Genomic DNA, 3666 nt, shown 5'->3' with positions numbered 1-3666 from the left:
TTTCCAGTGTCGCCCCCTGGGCGGGCAGATTGCTCTCCATCGGTCACCTCCTCGCGCTTGCGTTGGAAAATGGCCGATCCTAACCCGCCCGGCGGCGGCTGTCACACTGGCTTGCCGAAAGGACACCTTGCATCATGCAGATGCTCAACACTGGCCGCCTGGAAGACGAAGTGAGCCACCGTGGATCTTCCCAAAGTGAGCAGGCAGAACTGATCTCGGCTATCAGTCCCCGGAAAGAGCCGGCGGATTTCCCGGAAGCCGAGGAGACTGACAAGCCGACCCTCTCGAACGATGGCGTCAAAGAACGCCTTGGTGGAGTCGTCGGTGGCGATGCCGGTAGGCACGATGATGCCGGCCCGGCCGGCGGGGCTGGTCAAGGCCAGAAAGAGCTCGGCGAACAGGGCGTAAAGATTGACATCCCCGCGACCGGTGAGCGGGAAGCGGCCGGAGGTGCGGGCAAACTGGCTGGCCGCCTCCGCCGCCCGCTTGGCGTCCAGGAGCTCCTGGTGGAGCTGCCGGTCTGCGGGACTCGCGTCCGGCAGGCCCAGGCCCTGGATCAGCCGGGTCCGGGCCGCGGCATTGGGGGCGCTGGCGATGCGGGGTGAGCGGCTGGCAAAAAACTCCTGCTCCTGGAGCTTCACCCGCTCCCACGGCGGGTTGCCCAGGACCACATCGAAGCCGGCCCGCCCGTCGGCGAACACCTCAGGGAAGGCGAGGTGCCAGTGGAAGAAGCCGTGCTCCCGGGCCAGGCGACGGATCTCTGCCGCCACCTCGGGAGCCAGCGCCATGCCCTGCTCCAGCCGGGCGAGATCGCTGCTGGTGGGCACCGCGGCCCGGCCTTCGCGGGTCTTGGCGGCGAAGAAGGCGGCACAGTAGAGGTCAGCCTTCTGGTGCTCCCGGCGGCAGGCCTCGCCCTCCCGGATCCGTTGCCAGGCGGCCCGCTTGGCCTCCACCTGATCGAGGCTCTCCTCGGGCATGGCATCGAGGTCCAGGGCGCAGGCGGCCAGAACCGCGGCGCCGTCCTGGTCGAAAAGATGGAGCTGCCTGCCGCCGGCCGCCCGTTTGTTGGTCTTTTTCAGCTCAGCCGCCAAGGCCCGGTCGTCGCCGGTCAGGGGCTTGTACGCGGCCTCGGGGATGCCCCGGGCCAGGAGGGCCGGATCCAGGACACCGACCAGGGAGTTGCCGTGGCGGATGTGGGCGTCCAGAAAGCCCAGGGGCTTGCCGATCTCGCAGCCCTCCAGCCAGAGCCCGGTGCGGCACAGCTCCACGGCCAGGGGGTTGGCATCGACGCCGTAGAGGCAATGGCCGATCACCTGGCGCAGGGCGTGGCGATAGTCCTCTTCGGTGGGCTCGCCGCCGTCGACCTGGACCCTGGCCAACTGGCCAGCCAGACGTCGGGCAGCCGCCAGGAGGAAATGGCCGGAGCCGCAGGCCGGGTCCAGCACCCGCAGCCCCAGGATGGCCTCGGCGGGCCGCTGGGGATGTCGCCGGAGGGCCTCCTCCAGGACCGGCTCCAGGGCGCTGGCGACCAGCTCCTGCACCAGGCTGTCCGGGGTGTAATAGCTGCCGGTGAGCTTGCGGGCCGTGCCCCGGGGGGCGGCCTCCGCGAGCTGGTCCCCCACGAAGCCGAAGGTCCACGGCCAGCCCTCCACCCGGATGTCCGGCACCAGCTCCAGGAGCGACTCGTAGACGCTGCCCAGCTCCTCGGTGTCCATGTCCCGGTAGTTGATCCGGGCCAGGGCCTGGCCGGTGGCGAAGAAGCCCAGGTGCCGGACCGCGGCCAGGAGTGGGCCGTTGGCCAGACAGCAGGCGTCCAGGTGGAGGCATTGCTCAGGGGCGAACAAGCCCCCCAGGGCAGGCAGGGCCAGGGCCGGCTCGCCGGCGGCCAGGGCCCGGAAGGTGACCAGGAGGCCTTCCCACAGATCACGATACCGCTCCTGGCCGGCGACGCCCCGCGCCCCGGCCCGCTCCCGCAGGCGAGACAGGCTGTAGCCCCGGGCATAACGGTCCCGGGCGACCTCGCCGGCCAGAGCGGCCGGCAGGGGCAGAAGCCGGCGGTCCTCCAGGGTGAAGAGGAAGATCAGCCGGTAGACCAGGCGCAAGAGCTGCTGAAAAAAATCCTGCTTGCCCAGACCGCCGCCGCGGATGGCCGCCCGCAGGGCCTCGTTGGCCGGATGGGCGAGAAAGCCGCTGCCCAGCAGGCGCAGAGCATCGGCCACCCCGTGGCAGAGCCGCTCCCGGACCCGCTCGCCGATCAGCGCCGCCTGCTGCCGCCAGGTCTCGATGACGGGCAGGCCCCCCGCGGCCGGCGGCTCGAAGCGGCTCCGGTGCAGGACCAGCCAAAGGACCGCAAAGTCCGGGTACAGCTCCTCCTCGAAGAGCCGCTGGCAATCGACCTCGATAGAGGCCGGCCGGGTGAGACTGGGGTTGTCCCGCAGCAGGCGCAGGAAGAGGCCGTTGCCGCAGAGCCCCCAGAGGCACGCCTCATCGGCATTGAGCAGCTCCTGCAGGCAGCCGTGGGGCGAGCGGCGCCGGCCGTCGTCACCGAAACGGGGGTCGCTTACGTCCAGGTCCTGGTCCGCCGCGGTCAGGAGTACCGGCAGGCGCCCGCCCGCCGCCGCATGGCTGATGGGAAACCGGCGCTCCCCGACCGTTCGGCCCGGGCAGGGCGCCAGGTCAACAAACCCCAGCACCTCCCGCAGGAACGGCACCAGAAACACCGCCGGCGCGCTGGCCGGCCGCTGGCCAGGGCGCCTCAGCTCCCGCCACAGGGCGGCGGCGATGCGCCAGGCCCGGCCGATCTCGTCCCGCAGCTTGAGGCCCTTGGGGATCCGGTAGTCGGCCTCGCTCTGCTGGGGTGCCTCCAGGGCGGCCACCCTGGCCAGAAGCTCGGCGGGCAGGAGGCCACCCTCCACCCGGATGGCGTCAAGACCGGTATGGGGTGTCCTGCTCGCCATGGGCGGTCTCCAGATCCTGCCGCATCGCGGCGCACAGCTCAGCCGCATCGGCAATCGCTTGTCGAGCCTGTTCCGGGTCGACAGCGGCCACACCGCCATAGTCCCCGAGGTTGCGCAGATCGAAAGCACGAAGCAGGACCCGGTGGAGGCGGGCGTCCACCCGCCCCGATTTGACCAGCTCCCGCCCGAAAGCGGCAATAACCGCCGAGTGCTTGGAATACGCCAGACCCATGGCCAGCAACCGAGCTTCCGCGGCGTAGAACATGGCGTAGTAGGCACGGCCGGCGGCGAAATCCGCATAGCCTTGGGCCAGCAGGATCTGCGCCGCCCCGAGGCTCTGCTCGGCCTTCTCCAGGAGCTCCCGGACCTCCTTCGTCATACGGGGACCCCTTCCCGTCTCACGTTGAGCACCAGCGGACTCTCCCGGGTCTCAAAAACGGATTGCGCCATGGGGATGATGGACAGCACGGTATCGTGCTTCAAGGACAGCTCGCAAACCAGGGGCAGATAGCGCTCCCGCTCGGCAGCCAGGTCTTCCACCCGGTCAAGGAGCACCAGGAGGTCGATATCTGAGCCCACAGGCAGATGATCCTGCCGGGCATACGAGCCGAAGAGGACCACCCCCTTCAGACGCTGGCCATAGAGGGCGGCAAGACCGGCCTTGGCCTCGGCAAGAACCGTCCTGATCGTGGATGGAACCTGCATCATG

At 69.8% G+C, this 3666-nt stretch carries 3 protein-coding genes; all 3 read right to left on the bottom strand.

Features of this window, described 5'->3' with window-relative positions:
* Positions 1 to 101 precede the first annotated feature (101 nt).
* Positions 102 to 2957: an N-6 DNA methylase gene (locus AB1634_18925; protein ID MEW6221585.1), complete on the bottom strand. Its 2856-nt coding sequence runs from the start codon at positions 2955 to 2957 to the stop codon at positions 102 to 104.
* The gene (locus AB1634_18920) at positions 2926 to 3336 is read right to left on the bottom strand and encodes a HEPN domain-containing protein (GenBank protein MEW6221584.1); all 411 of its coding nucleotides are present in this window, start codon (positions 3334 to 3336) and stop codon (positions 2926 to 2928) included. The genes AB1634_18925 and AB1634_18920 overlap by 32 nt, the downstream gene beginning before the upstream one ends.
* On the bottom strand, positions 3333 to 3666 hold a 334-nt coding region (locus AB1634_18915; GenBank protein MEW6221583.1), incomplete at its 5' end, for a nucleotidyltransferase domain-containing protein. The genes AB1634_18915 and AB1634_18920, both read right to left, overlap by 4 nt.

It is taken from the genome of Thermodesulfobacteriota bacterium (assembly GCA_040755095.1).
GTDB lineage: Bacteria > Desulfobacterota > Desulfobulbia > Desulfobulbales > JBFMBH01 > JBFMBH01.
Note: the sequence above shows the minus strand (reverse complement) of the source record. Positions and strands in the feature narration are given on the sequence as shown.

Excerpts from the sequence above, each read along its gene's own strand:
- AB1634_18925 (MEW6221585.1), bottom strand. The coding sequence starts at position 2,957 with ATGGCGAGCAGGACACCCCATACCGGTCTTGACGCCATCCGGGTGGAG.
- AB1634_18920 (MEW6221584.1), bottom strand. The coding sequence starts at position 3,336 with ATGACGAAGGAGGTCCGGGAGCTCCTGGAGAAGGCCGAGCAGAGCCTC.